Consider the following 22,097-nt stretch of genomic DNA (forward strand, 5'->3'; position numbering starts at 1 on the left):
GATGCTGCGGCGGCTGCACCCGCCCGCTTTGTCGAAAACGTTTCGGCGACAAGCGAAACCAGCTCACCCGAAGAGCAGCGCGTCGGCTCGCCACCCATCGATCCCAAACGTGGGCGATACGACGACGGCGACAACGATTCCCGCGCGCGAAGGTATGGGGATACCCAGGCCACGCAGCCCGTGCCGCCGTCGGATCCGGCGACGTTCGCGGCGGTGACGCCGGGAATTGACCGGGGTGCGTGGGCGTTCCGGCCGCTGGCTGGGCTGCCACCGGATGTGGCGGAGGTGATGGACGCGTTGGGGGTCCCGGAGCGGGAGCGGGAGCTCAACCCGGTAGCGGATCCGTTCCGGGGCGGACGACGCGACCCTGCGGTGTGGTTCGCCGCCGACCCGGACGCCGCCGGACATCAGGCAGACAAGGGCACGCCCGAGTCGGACGACCCGGTGGCGCTGTTGCGGGCGGCGCGTGCGGGTGACCGATCGGCGCGCAGGCAGTTGTGGCAGCGGTTCGCCCCGGAGATCGGCGGGTGGCTGACGGTGGCAATGGGTGACCGACCCGATCGCCGGGCGCTGGTCGAGCAGGTTGTGCGCGAGGTTTTCGACCGTGCCTTCGATCCGGACCGGCCCGCTCCTACCGTGCGCGATGTCGCGGCGTGGCTGCGTGCGGAGGCGCGCAGCGCGGTTGATCGCATGGTGTTGCGGCAATTCTGCGCGAGTGCGGCCGCGGCGCTGCGGCAGTGGGGGGTGACGAAGTCGAACCCGGCATATCACCTTCTGGTGGAACCGATTCCGGCAGCTGCCGCTCAAAAGGCGATGGCGGTGCTGTCGGGCACGTCGCACGGCCAGTGGTTGCGGCGCAGATTCTGGATGGGCCTGGTGCAGGCCGACGCCGCGAAGGTTCCGCCGTTCAACGGCTACGACGACGCGACGTTGGCCGAGTTGGACCGGGCTGCCTTCGGCCGGTTGCTGCGCGCTGTGGCAGAAGCTACCGACGTGGACGTTCCCGAGATACCGGAAAGGGTGGCGTTTCAGCAGAATTACGACACCTTCGAGCAGTTCCATGCGTTGCGGGTGGAGCTGGCGGGCCTGCTCGGGGTGGAACCCGGCCGGCTGCACCAGAAACGGCTGCGATGGGCGGTCGCCGTCGTGCAGACGCAGCTGCGGAGGCTCGATGAGTCGCGTTGGGAGCAAGCGCTGCAGGCGGGGGCAGGATCGCAGATTGCTCTGTGGCTGGGACGTCAGCTGCTTCCGAGCGGGCGTGGCGGCCTCTCCACGGGAGAGCCGGACATGATGGAACTGAAGCGGTTGCTTGCTGCCGATAAGCTACATCGGCCGGGGGTGATTTGGCGGCCCGGTGCGGCGTTGACTGCGCTTCGGGAGCTGGACGAGAAAGCAGGGTCGCCGCCCGAGCTGGCCCGGCTCGTCGAGCTCACCGAATGGTTCCTCGATTTGGACGAGGACGAACTGGCCCAACTTCCCACGGTTGCCGACGTGGTCGAGCTGTCGGGCGAAAGTGAAAATATCGTTCGCCGGGTCCTGTCCGGGGAAGGCCGGATGATGACGGAGCCTGCGCAGCGGGTTCTGGCGGCGGCGTTGTGGTTGGGGTATCCGGTTGCGGGTGCTGTTCGTCCGCTTGTCGATCCAGAGTTCGCTGCGACGAGGCTCACTGTGGGCCGGTTCGTCGACGGCGAGTATGTCCTCGGGACATTCAGGGTTCAACCCACCCACGATGCGATCGCGCGCCGGGCTGGCGTGTCCCCGTCAACGGTCGCCCGAGTGTTCGAGGAGACGGGGGATATCTCCGAGGAGACGCGGCGTCGGGTGTCGGAGGTGGCTGAGCGACTCGGTTACTGGTATCCGAAGGTCGATGTCGAGCAGATTCAGGTGTTGCGGGTCGAGTTGGCGCGCTTGCTGGGGGTGACACCGGAGCACGTGAGCAGGCGGAAGGTCGGTGCGGCGCTGCTGCGGATCGGTGGCCGGGCGGCTTCGCCGGAGGACGCCCGGATGGCCGAACTGGCGCAGCGGTTCCTCGGCTTCGACGAGTGGGCATTGTCCAAGCAGCCTGGATTGAATCAGGTGGCCAAGTTGGCCGGGGTGAGTGTCAACACTGTTCAGGAACTGGGGTCAGGCCGGGGAGCCGTGTTGACCGAACCGACGCAGCGGGTTCTGGCGGCGGCGTTGTGGTTGGGGTATCCGGTTCCGGATCGTCTCCGGAAGTGGGTTGATCCGGAGTTCGCGGCGACGCGGTTCGCTGCAGGGCGGTTCGTCGACGGTGAGTTTGTTCCCGGCGCCTTCGTTGTCCAGCCCACCCAAGCCCAGATTGCGCGCCGGGCGGGTGTATCTCCTTTCGTGGTCAGTGATGCGCTTGCAGGGATTCCCGATGTCCCCGAGGAGACGCGGCGTCGGGTGTTGGAGGTGGCTGAGCAACTCGGTTACTGGCATCCGAAGTTCGGTGTCGAGCAGATTCAGGTGTTGCGGGTCGAGTTGGCGCAGTTGTTGGGGGTGGAGCCGGCGCAGGTGGATCGGGCGCTCGTCGCGGCGGCGGTGGTGCGGGTCGGGGGTCGGGCGGCTTCGCCGGACGACGTCCGGATCACCGAACTGGCTGAGTGGTTCCTGGGTTTGGACCAGCGGACGTTGGCGTGGCGTGCGGAAACCGACGATGTGGCCAAGTTGGCCGGGGTGAAACGCCATATGGTTGTCAAGGTGCTGTCCGGGCGTAGGTCGGCATTGACTGAGTCTGCGCAGCGGGTTCTGGCGGCGGCGTTGTGGTTGGGGTGGCCGGTCTCCGACGAGTTGCGGGCGCAGATGGATCCGGAGTTCGCGGCAGCGCGGTTCACTGCGGGCCGGTTGGTCGACGGTGCGTTCGTTCCAGGCAGTTTCGTTGTCCAGCCCACTCATGCCCAGATCGCGGGGCGCGCGGGTGTCCCTGAACCGACGGTTGGCGCGGTGCTCGAGAGAACTGGGGATATTCCCAACGAGACGCGCCGTCGGGTGTTGGCGGCGGCTGACGAGTTGGGCTGCTGGTACCCGAAGGCTGATGTAGAGCTGGTCCGGGCATTGCGGATGGGGTTGGCGCAGTGGTTGGGGGTCGTGCCGGAGCAGGTGGATAGGCACCTGGTCGTGGACGCGTTGGCGCGAATCGGTGGCCGGACGGGTTCGTCGGAGGACGCCCGGATGGCTGAACTGGCGCAGCGTTTCCTCGGCTTGGATCAGCGGGCGTCGACTCAGCGCCCGATGGTGAACGATGTGGCCAAGTTGGCGGGGGTGAAACGCCATATGGCCGGACAAGTACTGTCCGGGCGTACGTGGGCGTCGACCGAGTCTGAGCAGCGGGTTCTGGTGGCGGCGTTGTGGTTGGGATATCCGGTTGCCGATCATCTTCGTAAGCTCGTCGATCCGGTCTTCGCGGCAACACGATTCACCCCAGGGCACTTCGTTGCTGGTCGGTTCATCCCAGGCCGGTTCGTCGTGCAACCCATGCAGAATGAGGTGGCAGAGGCCGCCAGGGTATCCTGGGCAACCTTCAGAAATGTCCTCAAAGGAGCCGGCGCGGGTGTGCAAACCCGCCGCCAGGTGCTCCGCGCCATCGCGGATCTCGGTTGGTGGTATCCGCGTGGACGTTACGCCGGTTTGCCCAATGCATCGGAGACGTTGTGGATATCCCCGGCCGAGGATGATTCCGCGACGACCCGGGCGTGGCTGCATTTGTCGAATCAGTGTGGTCCGATGGTGGTGGCGGATATTGCCGCCGAGTACCAACGCCCGGTGGGGGATCTGCCGCAGGCGGGGTTGGCTGGTGTGTTGGTCAGCGAGGTCGAGCGGGCGTTGGGCGGGCAGCGGTCGCAAGACTTGACCGATGTTGCCGAGGCGGTGGCCCGGCTGGAGGCGTGGGGGGCGGAACTCGACGATGCCGAGCCCGAGTCCGGCCGTGGCAATGGGGTTGCGGTGGTGGTATTCGACCCGACGGTGCGGGGGACCGGTGCGCACGGCGACCTCGGCCACGTGTACTGGCTGGTGCGCCGGGTCGAGGACGGGATAGTCCGGATCGAACGGCGCGATCCCGGCATGGGTGATTTCCAGCGCGAGTTCGTGCCGCCGCCGGAGTCGGCCGGGCAACGGGTCTCGGCGCTGTTCCTCGACGACCAGGGCAACGCGGTAGACCCGCATGAGGTCGCTCCCGGTGCGGATGTCCGGTTGCGCGGCAGTGACTTTGGTGTCGGGACATCGACGCCGGACTCCTCGCCGGAGAATCTGTCGGCGGCGCACACCGGGATTGACGGCGCGCACCTGCTTGCGCCGAACGATGTCCTGCCCGCGGACAGCCCCCCGGCGGTGCTGCGGATGGCGCACGAGCCCGCGGTGGTGACGGCGGAGGTGATCGGCAAGGCGACAGCGCTGGTGCACGCGACTCAGCGGGACGATCCGGGGTTGCTGCGGGGAGGGCTGCGGCGGCTACGTGCTCAGCGGTTGATTTCCACCGAGGACATTGCCGTGGCCTTGCAGCGAATTGTCGAGGGGCACACTGTCGCCGAAACTGCTGTCGAGTTGGGTTGCGACGCGGTGACTGTCGAAATGCACGAGCAGGCGGCGACGTTGCGGTTGGCGGAGTACGTGGTCGGGGTCGATATGCGGTCGGTCGCCGAGGCGGTGGCGATCGTCGACGCCGCGAAGCAGCACGATTCTGCGGGGCTGGCCCAGGCGGTGCGACGCATCGCCGATCGGCTCACCACGGACGAGAGACATCGGCTGGTGGCCTGGTTGGCAGGCGGTGATGCGGCCGTCGACCTTCTTACTGCCGACGATGCGCTGCGCCCGCAGTGCAATGTGGTCGGCGCTCTGGCCGAGGCCGTGGTGGCGGAGTTGCTGGATGATGCTCATGGCCCGGTGCACACGGCGTTGGGTTCGGTACGGCGAGCGACCACAGTGGATGTCGCGAATCTGGCGGGGGTGGATCAACAGACCGTCTACCAGGTTGTGGACGGTTTTCCGATCGAGCCGTCGGTCGATCCGGATATCGGGTGGCGTGTGCTGGTCGCCGCTCGTCGACTGGGTTTTCGGCTGCGCCGCTCCGCGCCGGGGCTGCGGCTCATCGACGTGGCCCGGGCGACCGTGATGGGCAAAGAATCGGTATGGCGGGTGTTCGACGGTGTCGATGCCACGAATATCCCGGCCGTCACCCGACAGCTGATAGTGGCCGCAGCCGAGAAGAGGGGAGGTCGAGTCCTGTATGGCCTCGGTCCGGCCGGCGAGGGGCTCGGCCTGGCGCTGCCTGCGCGACTGTCCGACATTGCGCGGGCGGCCGGGATGAAGCGGGCTTCCGTGGTACCGGCGAAGATGGCGGCCCTGCTGCAGCGGGGGTGGATGCATCGCGAGACGTGGAACCGGATATCCGCCGTTGCGGATCAACTCGGGGTCGTGCTGCCGGTTCGTTCCGCGGGCACCCTTGTGGCTCTGGCCGAGAAGGTCGGAGTGAATACGACCACGGTGCAGCTGGTCTTCTCGTGCGATACGGCGAGGGTCAGCAGGCAGACAGCGTTGCGGGTGCTGGCCGAGGCCGAGCGGATGGGGATCACCGTGCCGCCGATGGTCGCCGAATTCTACGGCTACTCTCTCGCTCCTGTGCCGCCGCGGACGGTGATGTTCGCCGAGGTGCGGGACCAGTTCCTGCGGGCGACGGCGGATGAGGTGTCGAAAATGCTGCCGTCGGATCGAACACCGGTGGATCGGGCATCGGCCAGGTCGATCGTGCACGACGTGGTGACGGCGATGGCACAACGTCTGGACAAAGGGGTGCCGGAGGGGAAACTGAATGTCGAGGGGTTCCGGGCACGGCTGTTGGTCGGACTGCGCGCTATGGGCCTGTCCTCGCGGTCCCGGCCGTTTCGGGTGTTGGCGGGCGCGGATCAGGATGTGCTGCTGCGATGCCTGAGGGAAATGGCGCCGCTGCGTCGTCGGTGGCTGCTGGAACGGTTCGCGCGGGGTCGGTCCCGGTCGGAGGCGGCCCAGGCACTGTCACACTGGACGACCGCTCGTGGACTGCGGTTTGCCTACAGTGCCGACACGTTGGTAGAGCTCGACGATAACGTGCTCGCGGAGTTGACGCGGCGGATGCGGAATGCCCTAGGTGAGAAGGCGACGCCAGCGCCCGCCCCACCGCCGCAACCTCCTTCGACGGAGACGTCCGAAGAGCATCAACGGCTGGCGCGTGATGCCGGAGTGAGCGTGACGACCGTCGATCGCGTAGCCGGCCTCTCCCCGCTGGTACGCAAGGAGACGGCGCTGTTGGTCGTTGCGGTCGCCGAGGAAACGGGGATCGAGCTGCCGGGGGCGAAGCAGTTCTACGCGAGTCTTCCCGATTCGCCGTGGACGATAGCCGAGTTGGCGCGGGAAGCCGGCGTGTCCAAGAAAACAGCGAGCCGCGTATTACAACGTGATCCGCGGGTGCGGTTCGACAAGGCAATGCGGATTGTGAAGGCTGCCGAGAAGCTGGGGATCGAGTCGCCGGGAGTGCGGGAGTTCTACCAAGAGCTCATGGATCGGAAGCGGCAGCCACCGCCGTGGGCTGGGGTAGCGCGGGCGGCCGGAGTCGCCGATTCGACGGTGGCGAGCGTGCTCAACCGCAACCCGAAGGTGAGCAGGGCTACTGCGATGAAGGTGATAGCGGCAGCGGATGAGGAGGGATTCGCGCTGCCGAATGGGGTGCGGGAGTATTACCAGCGCCCGAACGATCCCGCACCTCGACAGGCTGCACGGTCGGCAACCCCGATCGGAACCATGGGCGTCCCCAACCCCGAACGGCGCTGGGACGGTGACGGCGAACCCTGGGACCGCGGCCCCGAGCCCGCACGGGGACAAAAGCAGATAGAACGGATTGCGCAAGTCGACGCAGACCTCGGTGGCGCGGGATGCGACCCCGGAGCCAAACAATGGACCGTCCACGAGGATGCAGCCGCCGACAAACAGTCACCCCCCGGACCGGCGCCTACGCGGGACACACCGCCCGAGGACAACATGCTCTCGAACCCGCGGGCCGACCGCCTTGCGCTGAGCGAGCCCGACTACTGGGCGCCGGTGGCGGCTGCCATCGAGGAGTTGATCGCACTCAACCCCGAGGCCTTCTGGTACATGCGGAACTTGCCGATGCCCGAGCCTGGGGAGCCGTTCGGTGCCGACTGGGTCAGCAATCGGGGGGAATGGTTCGATGCGTTGCGCTCGTTCGACTTCGAGAAACTGCGCGACGTGGAGCTCACGGACAAAGATTTCCTCGAGCTCGGCCGGATTCACAAGCGCTTTCCCCTCTATATGACGCTCGGCTTGATCGTCACGGCCGGCTTGTCGATCGATCAGCTGGTGCACCAGGGCAAGGTCGACTTGAACTCACTGTTCTTCAAACAGGAGAAGATAACCAGTGACGGAAAGACGATCACCGTCTGGAAATTCCGGACCGTTCCGGAGGGTACGCCGCAGAAAGCCAGCGGCCCGCACCTAAAAGCCTTGCTCACCCGATTGACGAGTTTCATGCGCGACGCATCCTTCGACGAGCTGCCGCAGCTGTTGTCGATTTGGCGCGGCAGGATGCAGTATTTCTCGGGCAGGCCGATGCTGGAGGACGACCACACCAAGATGCGCGGGCTGTGGCCCGGCCCAGTGGGAGTGGCAGCCCCTTTGCTCTCCGACGACGAGTACGCGTTGTGGACCAGGCACCCGAAGAACGACCTGTGGTCGGCGCTGCACTTTCCGGGCTGCCGAGGGCTCACACCTCAGAGTCCTGAGTATCTGCGGGCGCGGTATCTCAGTGCCTTCATCTGGTCGAGGATGGGCCATCGAGCGGCCGAGGAATACATGATGAAGGTCGTCGACAGGTACTTGCTCCGCACCGTCATCCGGGAGGGCGCGGAGCTGGGGTTGGGTACCGGAAAAGACATTACCGAGGCAATCGCCGGTCTTCTTCCCGGAGAATCCGGGACGAAGCTGCTGGATATCGCGCAGCCTGTCGTCGGCGGTGTGGCCGGTTGGCTGGGGCAGTTGGTACGAGGTGCGGCAGGTTTCGCGGCAGACCGTGTGTACCCACGGGTCACCGTGCCACAGCAGAGTTCGGACGCAGGGCGTCTGGACGCGCAGGGGGACGCGTCCGGGCGATACCAGCGTCCGGGCGCCGCCCTCGCCGGGCACGTACCAGACGCCGAGCTGGACTGCGTGCCGAAGGCGCGGCGGGATATGTGGAGGGCGCGGGGGCAGGAGCCGCCCGCGGGGTCGGCTGAGGCGGATCCGGCCGGTGTGTTGTTGAAGGATGTTCCGGACGTGGTCGGGGCGGGTTGGGATCCGGCGATCACTGAGTTGGAACAGGTGCGTGATTGGGTCGCGGCCACCGGGAAGCCGATGGTGGCGGTGGTGGTGTACGAGGGTGTGGACGGGCGGCGACCGCAGTGGGGCCATGCGGTGAATGTGAAGTTGGTCGATGGCGAGGTGATGGTACACGAGTTCGGCGAGAACATCCCGTTCGAGGATTGGTCGCTGCCTGCGAAGGTGATTGCGGTGCTGGGGATGCGGGTTGCCGAAGGTCCCGAGGACCGGGTCGTTACGGAACTTCCGGAGCATGCCCGGGATTTCGAGAATGTCCGTGTCGGGGTTCGGTCCGACTCGGGGGATCGCTCCGAACCGATCGCGTCCACCGAGACGACCGGCGGTGGCGAAGGTGACGGTGCGGACGCGCGCGATGCCGAGCTGCTCGCCCGGATCACCGACGGCGACCTCACGGCATTCGACGAGCTGTACCGGCGGCACGAACGGTACGCGGTGACGGTGGCATGGAAAATCTCGAAGAACCGGGAAGTAGCCGAAGACGTCGTCGCCGAGACCTTCACCGATTTCTACTCGAAGTTCAGTCGTGGCGAGCTGCTGTTGGCCGGGAGCTTTCGCCGCTATCTCGCTGTCGCAGTGCGTAATGCGGTCATTACCGAGCTCGGCCGTGCCAACCGGGTGGACACCACCGACGATGCGGAAAAGCTGGACCTCGCTCGGGCGCACCGTGATCCTCGGCCCGAGGGTGAGCTGTCGGCCGGGCAGACCACGGACGAGGAGCTGTCGGACGACTCACCGGTGGGTCGGGCTTTTGGTGCGTTGCCGGCGAATCTGCGTGCGGTGCTGCAGCTCAACGACATCGACGGGTTGACCGAGCAGGAGTCGGCGCTGGTGCTCGGCATCACGCCTGAGCAGGTCCGGGAGCGTACGGTCGAGGCGCGCAGAGAGTTACAAGCGACGGTGCTCGGCGAAAGTGGCTTGGGGTCGGCGTTGGTGGTGGCGCTGACCGCACATGGTCAGGAACTGGCCGCGGCCTTGTCCGAGGGCGGTCAGCGTCGGCTGTATGTGGAACTGCCCACGGTGGCAGCGGAGGTGGCGAAGATCCGCGCCGCCAAGCGGGCTCGTCTCCAGGACTTGGCCGGAATTGTCGAGCAGCTCGGATCCTATCCGCGGGAAGTTGTCGTGCGGTGGTTCATGGGGCAGTCAATGCGGGATATCGCGGCCGCGATGGATTCCGATGAGCACCCCGTCCGTCTGCAGCTGCACAAGACGATCCGCGCGGTCGCTGATCAGCTCCCAGAACCGTCCGTCAGGCGCTCGCGGGCCGACGGCGCGCTGACCGCGGGGACCGTGGCGGTGAGGTTCCTCGAGGCGATCCAGGATCACGAGTCGACGGTGCTGAAGCCGTTGGTGACGGATTTGCTCACCGGACGCGATAGCGAGTGGGTCGACCTGTACTTCGTGCAGCATTGGCGGGTGCAGCAGATCGCGGACCTGTATGACGCGGCGCTGAACACGGTGACCACTACGCTGCGCCGCCTGGCGGTGGTCCTGGCCGAGCGAGTTCCCGCCGATCTGCACCAGCGGTACGGGGGCGGTGTGGGACTGCGTCCAGTGACCCAAGCCGATGTTGCCAGAGCAGTCGGGGTGCACGTGCAGACCGTGGCGCTGACGTTCGCCGACCGGGATGGCAGAGTGGGCCGGGAAACGCAGCGGCGGGTGCGGGAAGCGGCCGACCGTCTTGGTTATCGACACCAGGAACCGTCTCGGCCCCGCCTTATCGCCGACCGGAGCGACAACCGAGACATAATACCGGACATGCCGATCCCGATGGTGGATCCGGCCGAGGCCCTGTTCCCGACCTCGAATACCGGTGATGCGCTGGCATTTGTTCGCGCGGCACGCAAGCACGATGTGCGGGAGGCGATCCCCGGTCTTCCCGAGAAAGACCGGGAACTCGCCGCATATTTCTTTCTTGACGAAGTTCCGATATCCGCAGCGGCGAAACGATTGGGGTACAGCAGCAGTCGCATCGCCAATCGTCAGAACGAGATCGCCGAGTCATTGGCGAATCTGTTGCAGGGCCGTCCGTACTTGGATCATCTGCAGGAGATGGCATTGGTGCGGCAGATTCAGATTCGTGATCCGGACCTGATGACCCGGTGGGTTTCAGAGCTATCGCCGCCTGCGCGAGGCATTGTCGATCGGTATTTCGCCGAAGGGCGGTCTGTCGGCGAAATGGCCGACACGACCCGCGGGATGAAGGCGATCATATACCGGACGAACAGGATTGCGCACTATCTGGTCGGAAAGCTCTCCGTAGCGCAGCTTTGGGAGTATGTCGATTCTGGCGCCCACCGTGGTGTCACGCTGGCGGATGTGGCCGAGGCGGCCGGGGTGGGTCTGCAAACCGTTTATTCTGTGCGACGTGGTGGCATTTTTGGTTTCGACACCGCGCACCGGGTGACGGCAGCAACCGATCGACTCGGATATCCGCGGTCGCCTTTCGACCGATACCGGCGGGATCTGCTGATCACCTTCCTGCTGTACGAGCGCATCGCCCCGACCGGCTTGGACGCAGGAGTTTTGGTCCATATGCGTTACAAGACACTGAACAAGGTGCTGGCTCGACTCGATGACGACGAACGACTTGTGCTCGCGCTGCGCTTCACCGAACACCGCTCGATCACCGAGATCACCCAGGCATGGTGCGTCGACGCGAGCGCTGTTCGGCAGGTGGAGCGGTGCGCGATCCGTCGGCTGGTGGAAGAACTCACTGCCGAGACGAAGCCTCGACTACTGCGAAACGTCACGGATCCGGCTGCTGGCTTGGTCGCCCATCCCGTTGCTGCGGTAGCCCTGGTGCGGCGGCTGTGGCGGGATTATCCAGTGGTGCTGCGGCATTGGCGTGGCCGGCTCAGCCCCGGCCAGAAGCGGTGTTTCGACTTGCTGATCGCCCAGGACATGTCGCTTGCCGATGCCGCGACGGAACTCGACAGCCAGCCGGGAGCGGTCGCGGCGCTGCTGAATCGCATGGCGGTACGGTTGACCGACCTGGCGCTCGCCTCCACTGTCCCCGACGGCACGGCGGCATTGACCATGATCGAGGCGATCCACACTCATGATCCGACGGCGGTGGAGCCACTGATCGCGACGCTGTCCGGTGTGGATCGGGAGTGGGCCGATCTGTACGTCGTGCAACACTGGCGGATGTCGGCGATCGCCGACCTGTATGGCAGTCATCCGATGGCGGTGGCGCGGAGGTTGTATCGCGTCGCCGCCCCGCTGGTCGAAGCTCTGCCCGAGGAGCTTCGGCAGCTCTACCGGGACAGCGATGTGCGGCGGGTGACCCGATCGGATGTCGCTCGTGCAGTCGGGGTGCAGCCGCACAGGGTGACGATGGTGCTCGACGACGCCGCCCAGGTGAGCGGGAAAACGCGACGTCAGGTGCGGATGGCAGCCGATCGCCTCGGATTCCCACTGCGACGGCAGCCGTATCGACCCGGTCTCGTCGTCGAACGAGGGCAGCGTGCCGATTCCGATCCGGCCCTGCGGATTCCGGTGGTGGACAACGTCGGCATGGAGGACCCGACACTCACCGAGCAGCAGACGGTGGCGATGGCGCAGCAGATCCTGCTTCAGGACTCGGATCTGGCGACATTGTGGCGTGCGCGGCTGTCGCCCCGGTATCGGGCAGTTTTCGATCTGGTGCTGGTGGCGGGCCGGTCCTGGCCGGAAGCGGCCGCCGTCCTCGGTGAATCGCCGCGGCGGATCCAGTCGCAGGTCTATCGGCTGGTGCGCAGTCTGACCAGACAGCTGTCTACACAACAGCTTTCAGATTATCTGGATGCCGGTGCCGAACGAAAAATCATGGAAGCCGATGTTGCCGAGCAGGCCGGGACCAGCGTGCACATCGCCAAACGCGCGCTCAGTGGCGGTCCGGATGTGCGACCAGCGTTGGCGCAGCAGGTGTTGGCGACAGCCAACAGGATGGGATTTCGGCGGCGGACGTTTGTGCGGCACTGCCGGGATGTGCTGATCGCCTTCCTGCTGCATGAGCGTATTGCCCCGTCCGGCCTGGATGCCCGGGTGCTGGTCGGGGTGAGCCAGCACACGTGGCGGCGGGCGTTCGGGCGGCTCGACCGCCACGAGCAATTGACCATCGTGCTGCGATTCGAGAAACACCGCTCGATCACCGACATCGCGGAGGCATGGGAGGTCGCCGAGGACACGGTGCGCGAGGCCGAGCGCCGCGCGGTCCGCCACCTGGCCGAGGAACTGGCGGCCGAGGCGAATCCCCGAGCACTGCTCACGGTTACCGATCCGGCGGCCGATGTGGTGGCCCATCCGATGGACGCGCTGGTGCTGGTGCAGCGGTTGCAGCGGGATTTCCCGGAGATGCTGCGGCATTGGCGCGGCAGGCTGGAAGCCGATCATCAGCGGTGCTTCGACCTGCTGATTGCGCAGGACTCAGCGCTTACCGATGTCGCGGCGGAACTGGACCTTTCACCGGAAGAGGTTGCCGCGTTGTTGAATCGCACCGCGGTCCGGTTGGCCGAACTGATGCTCGGACCCGATGTGCCCGAGGGCAATGCCGCCTTGAAGATGATCGAGGCAGTCCACACCCACCAGTTGTCTGCGCTGAAGCCACTGCTGGCGGCCCTGTCCGAGGAGGAGCGGAAGTACTTCGACCGGTACTTCGTCCAGCAGCAGCGGATCCCGACCATAGCGAAACAGTTCGGCTGTACTCCGCTGACCGCTCGGCGGAGGTTGTATCGCATCGCCGAGCGGCTGGCCGAGCGGCTGCCCGCGCGGCTGCGCCGACGTTACGACAGTGGCGTGGTGCGCCGGGTGACCCACACCGATGTCGCTCGGGAACTCGGGGTGCACCCGATCACGGTCTCGCGAGCGCTCAACGACGACCCGAAGGTGAGCGCGGAAACTCGGCGGTTGGTGCGGGAAGCCGCCGCTCGGCTCGGATTCCGGCTGGATGCGCGCTCCGGCGTCGTCGCCGAAGGGCGCGACGGTGACGCCGCGGGTGACCCGGATGACGTCGGGGTGTCGTCATCCGGTGATGGTGTCGTGTCCCATGAGCAGCCGGATGGCGGTGGGGCTTCGCGCTCTGGTGTGGGTGCGCCGCTGGGCGGTCGGATGGGCTTCGCGGAAGTGGTGGATCGTCCGCCGCATGTGATCGAGAGCCTGGATGTCAATCATTCGGTGGGAGATCCGTTCCTCGGGCTGCGTGGCCGGAAGCGCTTTGTCGCCGAGGGCGTAGTGGCGCATGGTGCGAATCCGGGCGACCCGAATGCCGGCGCGTTCAGTGATCAGCACAGCGACCCGGATGCGGGTCGGCAACACGACGCCACCCAAAAAGACGGTAGCGATGAGACCGATACCTATGCGGTCTGGCTGCAGGAACTGAGCGATCGGGGGGTGGATTCCGAACAGACGATGTCCGACCTGTCGACGATCTGGGATTTCCTGCGCGATGATCCGAAATGGGAATTCGATACTGAACGCGACTACGGTGCCGTCATCGTGTTCGGCAGTCCGGACGACGGTGCGTCGGCTGTTGTCACGAATTTCGTTCGCGAGCGTGGTCTCAGTGAAATCCCAGTTGTGTTCTCCGGTTGGCACGGGGAGGCCGCCAAGTTCAGCTCAGGTGCGGAGAAACTGGGCCTGAACTCCAACCAGATCATCGAGGAACCGCACGCCCAGAACTCCAGGCAAAACGCGGCGAACTCCATCGCTCTGCTGCGGGAGCACGGCCATGATGTCGAATCCATCATCGCAGTCTGTGCGCCGCAACACGCGCGACGCGTGGTGGCGACGTTCAAGAAGCAGTGTCCAGCCGTCCAGCACGTTTCCATCGTCACGGCCCCGGTTTCGGTGGACAACTACATCCGCTACGGACTGCGATCCGATGCCCATGAGGATCCGATTCCAGACGACGTCGTGGTGGAGATCCTGCGTGAAGTAAAGGGTCTGCTGGAGACCCCCCGCATGGGGCACATCGTCGAACAAGAGATCCCGCCTCACGTGCTCACGGCGTATCACAACTCGATCGGGACGTTCCTCCGACAGTTGGTCGAACGACTTGTCGCGAAGGGCAAATCGGAACAGGCTGTCGCCCTGCTGCAAGAGCGTGCTGACACCGGCACCGTGGAGCAGCAGGCGATCGACGGCCTCACCGAGTATGTCGGCCTCGTCGCGTTCTGTGACCGGGTTGCCCAGGCGGCCGGAGGCGAGGAATCCCCGACCCGATCGCATTTCGTCGGGGCGAGCAACGCCATGCTGCGCAGAGTGCTGCTCGGTATGCCGCGGCCGCAGGCGTTGGTGCTGCTCGAACGGCACGGTGCGGACGTGGCGTTCCTGCGTGAGATCGGCGCGCGGCTGGGCGGATCGGCCGACACCTCGAACGAACAGCTGCACAACGTGGCGGCCACCCACTTCGTATGGTCGGTGTCCGCGCTGGTCAACCCGTCAACCGATCGCACGCTGCTGGACGGACTCGGACTGCCCGACACGGTGGCAGGTGCCGTGATCATCGGCGACGACCGGAATGCGGAGTTGCTGCCCGAGGAAGAGTCACTGCTCGAGTCGTTGCCCAATGGTGCGGACTCGCGGCGCGGACGCGAGATTGTGCACGGCCGCACTTGTGCGCATCGCGCGATACGGAGCCTGGGTGTGCCGGTGACACCGCTGTTGTCTCAGGGCTTCAGGCGTCCGGCGCTATGGCCGGATCACCTGCGCGGCAGCATCACTCATAAAGACGGTCACTACGTCGCGGTGGTAGGAAAGGCCCGCGACATCCAGGCGATCGGTATCGATATCGATAACAATGGACCGTTGCTGGACGCTGCTCGAGCGAAAATCGTTGTCCCGGAAGAAAAGGCCTGGCTCGACCGGATCGGCACCGAGGGTGGCGTGCACTGGGACAAGGTGTTGTTCTCCGCCAAGGAAAGCGTCTACAAGGTGTGGCACACCCTCACCGGAGAGACATCGGGCGACTTCACCAAGGTGCGTATCACCATCAACCCGGATGACGGCTCATTCACCGCCCAACTGTCGACGGACGACCGGTCGGTGTTCCAGGGCTGGTTCACCGTCCACGACGGCACCATCCTCACCGCCGTCGTGGTGCCGCGCGAGGACGCCGGTCCGGACTCCGGCGATGCTGGCATTCGCCCGAACCCTGCGTCGCCGGAACCGGAAGGACTCACTCGGTACCCCTTCTCGAGCAATCGGGCCATCGAACTACACAGGCCCATGAATTCGGCTCTCGACCACCCGCCGCTCCCGGTGGCGCCGAAACCTGAAATCCGGCACGTGGCCGGCCGCATCATGCCCGACCCATCGCGGCGCCCGAGCGGCGGCTATCGGCGGGAGAGCCAGTGGGTGTATGGGGAGTTGCTGGGGATGCTCGATGGGGATCGGGTGCTCGCGGCCCGGTTGACGAGTCGGGTCATTGCCCGGTTGTCCGCCGAGCGGCGGCCGCTGCCAGGGGATCTCCGGGCGCGATTGACGGTGCTGATGGGCGAGGCGCTGTTCGAACATCGCGCGGATCGACCGTTCGCGATCATCGATGTCGCCGCCGCGGTCGGGACCAGCCCGGCGGTGGTCTCCCGAGTGCTGCGCGGGCCGACACCGGCCAACCATCGCGAGGTGGACCCGGAGGTGGTTACGCGGGTGCGGGAGACGGCCGCCCGGCTCGGCTTCCGCGCCTGGCGCGACGCCCGGCAGCGCTTCCCGAATCTGTGGCTGCATCTGCCCGCCACCCTGCAGGAGGTCGCGCGGGCATCCGGGGTGGAACACAGCACAGCCTTCCGGATCCTCGCGGGCCGCCAGGAGGGTAAGAACGCACCCCATGTGCGCGCCGTGGCGCGACGCCTGGGCTTCCGGCCGGCTCCCCGAGGCAGCGTGCAGATTCCCAAGCCGGCGCGAACCCTCGCCGAGACGGCAGGGGTGTCGACGGCGGTCGTCTATGCGTTGCTGCGCGGGGACTTGGCCGAGGTCGGTGATGAGCAGCTCGAGACCGTCCTGGCCGCGGCGGTGGAACTCGGCTTCCGGGTGACCTGGGAGGAGGACTACGGATCACGGGCCCCCGAGGAGGAATGCGACGAGAAGATTCCGCTCACCGCGCATCTGGTATCCGGCGAGGCTGTCTGCGGACTATTCGTGCACGATTTCCTGCACCAGGCGCTGGGCGTCGGTGCACCGGTCGACATCAACCCGGCCGATCCTCGTTATCGGCGAATCGCCCTGTACGGCATGGAAAAACTCGACTTCGCGCGATGGCTGGAGGCGGGGTGGCGGCAACACGCTCTCGACTCGGGCAGTGCCGGTCTGGCGGCCGCGGTGGCGATGGTGCAGGCCGAGAATGGGCCGCAGTGGGTCGCAGGCGGTATGGAGTTGGCCGGGCTGGTCGACCGCGGTGATGTGACGGTCGGGGCGCATGCCTTCGCGGTGGCGCGGGTGACCGAGCGTATGCGGCAGCGGCTCGGCCGCTTCGACCTCGAGCTGGACGAGGTCGTAGTGTTCGACAATGCCGCAGGCGGACTGATCCGCGGCGCGGACGTGGATTCCTGGATCGCGCATGCCGGGGCCGCGGCGGGCGATGTGTTCGTGGTCGATCCCGCGGAAGTCTTCGACGAGGACGAGCAGAAAACTCGCGGCCCACGTAAGAACCTCGGCGCCCGCATGCCGGAACCGGTCGATCCGGCGACATTGACGGAGCTGCTCCGGGAATTCGACGTGCAAGCCCGGATCAGGGGAGGCGAACGGCAGGTGGCCGTGCTGTCGGATGTGTTTGGCAAGCTGATCACCCGGCATCGGATCCCTGCGGGCGTGCAGCTGCCGACGAACGAAGACTCCGCCCGCCGGATCGGCGTATCCGAAGGCACGCTGCGTCGGGCCTACAACCAGTTGGCGGCCCAGCAATTGGTGCGCATGGGGCCGCGCATCGGAACAGTGGTGCTCGCGGTTCCGCCCGCTCCGATCGAGATGCCGGAGCTGGTCGAGATATTCGACAAGCATTTGGTGCCTGCGAAACTGGCCGACCGATTGCCGATCACCGCGACGGTGGTGGACGCGATAGGTCAGGAGATCCTGGCCGGTCGGTTGGCCCCGGGCCGGAGGCTGCCTGCCGCGAAGACAGTTGCCACTCATCTCGGAGTAGCCGAGGGAACTGTGGTCAAAGCCTACGGACAATTGGACAAGCGGCTGGAGCTTGTGGTGGTTCGGCCGGGTCGGGGTGGAACCGTTATCGCGGAGCATTCGGCGCACCCGGCGACCACCGCCGCGGACGACGGTCGGATCGAGGGCATCATCACCGCGGCGAACCTGGCAGTCATCGTGACCGCTTGGGCGAGGCGGTATCCGGAGCCCGAACACGAGGACGTCGACATCCTGGCCTGGATACTGCGGGCCGCCGTTCTGAACGGTGACGTGAAAGCGAAGTGGCAGCTGCCCGGCAGCAAAGACTTGGCCCGCGCGCTCGGCATCTCCCCGGCGACCGTCGCCCGGGCCTATCGCCGGGCACGCGACCAAGGACACCTGATCCTGCGCTATGGCGCGGATACCACGGTGGCGGGCAGCTACGCCCGGTACGCCCCGGAGCGGCTGCGCGAACGGTTCGGTCGAGTGCCGCAGGGTGTGGTGGAACTGGCGGCCGAACTGCGGGCGGCTATCAACGCGGGCGATCCGGCCCTGGGGGAACTCCTGCCGCGACCGATCGATCTCGCCGCGGTGCTCGAGCTGCCGGTGGATGTGGTGACCGGCGCCTACGACTGGTTGCGCGCCGAGGGACACCTCGGTGGCACCGGCGGCGTCACCACCATGGTGTCGACCCGCCCCGGTACGGAAAACGCCGCACCACAGCCTGCTTCGGTCTTTCGCAGCGCGATCGCCACCGAGCGGCCGCAGGTACTGTCACCCGAGGACGAGGGGGGCCCGGCGAAGCAGCCCGTGTCGGTGGTCGAGCCCCCGCCTGAAGCTGCGGCGAATGACGAGCGGGAGCCAGCGCTCGACACACCCGAGGCCGCGGCGCCTGCTGAAGAACCGGTCTCGGTAGGTACCGGCCCCGAGGACGAGCAGGAGCCCACACTGCTCGTCACCCCTGAGCCACCGGTTTCGGTGGACGACGCGCATGCCGAGACGCAGGCGGATCCGGAGTCGGTGGACGCGGATTCTGAAAGCGAGCCGGAGCTGCCGGTGTTTGTCTCGTCCGAGCATGCTCCATCGACCGATGCGCCGCACGCCGCAGCCGATGAGCCCGAGCCGGCGCAGGAGTCGGCCGACGCCGACGAGGAAGACGACGAGCCGATTTGGGTTGTGTCACCGCTTGCCGCGACAGTGACCGAACCGGTGCTGGCCGAACTGCTGCCTGCCGAGGAATACCGTTGCCTCGGTGCACGTTCGGGCCGCCGGATGTCGCGGCAGGAGGCCGCCGCCTTGTTCAATGCGGCCCCGGCGAAGGGTATTCACCGGCCGTGTAATCCACGCCACAATGCCCACATCATCGAGTATCGGGATTTCGAGATCTGGGTCACTGGCGGGAGGATCCGTAGTCTCGACCCGGTGGTGTTGCCGCTGTACGACACCCTCGAGGCGGCCGCGGAGTTCCTGGCCGAACCGTCGCCGATATTGTTTGTCGGCGACGGGTTCGAGATCCGCCGCCGTGTCGAGGGCGAACGGCTGACCGACAAGCACGATGGCGTAATTCAGGCGGCGTGGAACGAGACCACTCGGCGACTGGAACAGCTGCCGCCTGAGCTCCTACCGGAGTTGCCCGAGGACTGGCCTGCCTCCGGTGATGTTCGCGGACTGCTGCGCGGACTGCTCGACCGCGATGAGCGGATTTACGAAGAACTGCGGACCGATCCGCTGCAAGACCAAGCCTTCACCATGTTCGACTTCCCGGCGCTGTTGACCCAGGATGTGTCGTTCGATCCCGCGGTGCTGCGCTCACAGCCGTTCCAGCCGTTGGATACCGAGCTGGCGCCTGAGGATATTGTGCGCGACCCTGAACTCCGGGTTCCTGGACTGCGGCCCACCTTCTATGGTCCCGCCGACTACGCCGATGCCATTATGTTCAGCAGGTACGGCAGCGGCGAACCCGCGCCGGAGCTGCGGCCGTATCTGCAGCGGATCGCCCTGGCGCGGGCCATGCATGCGGTCGCCGACATGGTCAGTGCCATAGCAACCCACACGCTGACCCAGCAAGAGGCTCGACGGCTGGCTGCCGAGCTGTGGTTCGTTGTCAACCGCGCCCGGAAGGTGTGGGGTAAACCGCCGTTGCCGGTCGGGCCGCGTGGGCTCCTGGACGTCATGGCCGGCCTCTCCATACAGGCAGGAAACAGCACCGATTTCGCCGCCAACCCGAATTCAACGATCGAACCGCCACAGTCGGCGCACCGCTGGCTGTTCCGCCCGGATGCCTATCGGACATTCGGTTCGCCCTCGGGTATCACCGTGTCGCGTGCCGACGCTCAGGTCCTGCGCCGCGATGCGGTGATCTACGGCAAGCTGCGAAAAGAAGACAACGAGGACGTCTACGAATACTTGGGTTTCCTTGTCCGGTTCCGTATGGGGCTCGCGTATCGGCTGGATCCCGAACTCTGCTCCTCGTCGGAGATCATCGGACGGATCGCGGCATCCGTCGATGCCGCGCCGCAACGGATTTACAGCGACGATGACGGTGACATCGATGTTTATGTCGATCTCGAGCCTGATGAAACCCGCACGATACTGCCGGGTTTTCATCCCAGGATTCGGGCGGGACTGCCGACCGTGGAGCAACAGCTCGCCGAGCTGCCGTCGAGGCGTCTTCCCGAAGGTGCTCTTGCAGGCCCACAGCGACCCGAGGAATTCCTCCGCGGGCTGTGGGACGGCGACATCGAATTCTTTCAACAGCATTGGCAGCAACCGCACTATCAGACGGTGTTGGAGCTATTCGGCCTGACCGAGGCGATCACGCAATGGCAGCCGAACTATGACCTGCTGCAACCCCAGAACTTCCAGCTCCTCTACGGCGATCTGACGCACAGTCATCAGACAAAGCGGCAGCACGGTCCGATCGGTATTTCCGAGTGGGGCAATACAGTGTACGGTCCGCCGGACTATCAGGCGGCGCTGCTCGCCGAAGCAGAAGGCGGCACCCGGATCCCCGAGGAACTGCGTCCCTATGTCGATCGCATTGTGCTGGCTCGTGCGATCCGATCGGTCGTCCGGCTGGTCGATGCGGTGCGGGCGGGTCAACTGGCCGAGATTCGGTGGGCGCTGCTCGCTGAGGACGCACAGCGGGGTTTGATCCGGGCGCGACGGCTGCTGCCTGATCAGCCGGTTCCCCCGGAAACCAATGACCTGCTCGATCTGGTGTGTCAACTTGTGCGTCCGGAGATGGAACGGGAAGAGCGCTGGGTGGTCAGCCCGAACGCCGACACCCTGGCGAAGGTGCCATCCCCGGCCATGTTCCAGTATTTCGGCGGTGACGCCGGGAGGCCGATGACCGCCGAGGATGTCGCCGAGATCCGGTCGCTGGCGATCGAGCACGGCACCAAATATTCGGGGAACTACCGTGATGTCTACCTGTACGGCGGCTATGCCGTCGGAGTCCGCAAACCACAGGCCGATCCCGACGCTCCGCCGATGGATCTGGTCGTCTTCCCGGACGAGTCCATCATCCTGACCATCCTGGCCGAGGAAGGTGTCGACGGAGTGCCGCGCAGGCTCTATGCCGATGACGAAGGCACCATCGACTTGGCGATCGAAGGCGAGTCGCCCGCCGACTGGAGTGAACAGGGCGTCTTCACTTGGCTCGTAGCCAAACTCGAGGAGGTCGGTGCCAAAGTGCCGCTGACCGACGAACTGCGACGGCGGCTGGGGCTGTCCGAGCATTATCCGCAGTCGGGTGATACCGGGGGGTTCCTGCGGATGCACTACGAACATCTGGAGCAGGTGTACCAGCATTTCCGTCGGAAACCGCTGTACCAGATGATTTTCGACATGGCCGGATTGCCGGATTCACTGTTGGACGGACTCGATCTGTCGAATGTGCCGCCGGAGGAGTTCGTGCTCCTGCAAGCCGACCCGATCCTGTCCAACCTGCTGCGCAACAGACTCGGCAAGCGGTTCCTTTTGGACTGGGGTCTGGCCCAGTTCGGCCCCAAATCATTCCAGGATGCGATCCTGAGGCAGCGCAACTCGTTCCCGGGATACGACCGGGATCCGAGGCTGCGGCCGTATGTCGACTTCCTGGAGAAGGCCAGGGTGGTGCACGATCTGGTCCGCATGTCCCAGCTGATGAGAACCGAGCACAATGCGGATATTCCCTTGAACATGGTGAATTCGCTGATCAAGGCGATCGGCTCGGCCCGGCAGTCATTGGGTTTGCCGGCACAGTACTATATGGCGTACAACCTGGAGTCTTTGGTTTCCACACTGGTGAGTACGCCACGCAGTCCTGAGCTGGAGCCGCTGATGATGCAGCGCAACCGCCAGATCGTGCGCATGGTGCATGATGGGTGGCCGTTTATGCGAGTACGGGCAATGGTGTATGCGTTCCAGCTCTGCTGGAGTCAGCTGTCGAGCCGGCCCGGCATGGACCCCACCCTGCCCGACAGTGATCTTCTTGTCATCGAATTCACTCCGACTGGCGAACCGGGGAACCGGCGACTGCGGATCGACATCACCGACAAGCGTATTTCGCGCCACCCCGAGCTGACCCGGGAAGCCGATGAAATGATGTTGGCGACCGGGCAGTTGGCCGGTATCACCGCCGATTGCGATGCCGAGCA

General features: G+C 65.8%; 1 protein-coding gene (only partly in view). It reads left to right on the plus strand.

This entire window lies inside a single protein-coding gene on the plus strand: locus AB0H00_RS15450, encoding an alpha/beta fold hydrolase (protein ID WP_357266140.1). The 129,225-nt coding sequence extends 102,063 nt beyond the window's left edge and 5,065 nt beyond its right edge, so the window shows coding positions 102,064-124,160, spanning codon 34,022 (complete) through codon 41,387 (partial); the first codon wholly inside the window starts at position 1. The start codon and the stop codon both lie outside this window.

Origin of the sequence: Nocardia sp. NPDC023852 (assembly GCF_040639505.1) — a bacterium.
Taxonomy (GTDB): Bacteria; Actinomycetota; Actinomycetes; order Mycobacteriales; family Mycobacteriaceae; genus Nocardia.